Origin of the sequence: Pseudomonas gebzensis (assembly GCF_034427815.1) — a bacterium.
GTDB lineage: Bacteria > Pseudomonadota > Gammaproteobacteria > Pseudomonadales > Pseudomonadaceae > Aquipseudomonas.
In genome coordinates, this window is record NZ_JAXQNS010000046.1 from 1 (window position 1) to 463 (window position 463).

A 463-nucleotide genomic window follows, 5' to 3' on the forward strand; every position below is an offset into this window, starting at 1 on the left:
ATGCTGTTATTCACAGCTGCATGACCGACGTACACGTCGTTGGTCACTGGAGTACTGACGGTGCCAGAGCTCTGGCCTACTGCAATGGTAATGGTCTCGCCGTTGGCGAGCTTAACGGTAACCGGGGTATTGGTAACCGGAGCGTTAACGGAGGCGGTGTAGATGATCGAGCCACCTTCGGCAATCGAAGGAGTGGCAGTCAGAGTCACGGTCGAAGTATCGACGGTGTCGGTCACGGTTGTGGTGACAGCAGTTTTGTTGGCAACCAGGCTTTCGTAGTTGCCGCCGGAAACGGTAGTGATGCTGTTGCTGACCGAGTCATGGCCGACGTACACATCGTTGCTGACTGCCGTCGTTACTGTCCCGGAGCTCTGGCCTACTGCGATGGTAATGGTCTCGCCGTTGGCGAGCTTAACGGTAACCGGGGTATTGGTAACCGGAGCGTTAACGGAGGCGGTGTAGA

The 463-nt window shown here is 56.4% G+C and carries 1 protein-coding gene; it reads right to left on the reverse strand.

The window, feature by feature from the left end:
• The coding region (locus SJI00_RS22400; RefSeq protein ID WP_322463862.1) for an immunoglobulin-like domain-containing protein at positions 1–463 on the reverse strand (463 nt) is incomplete at both ends.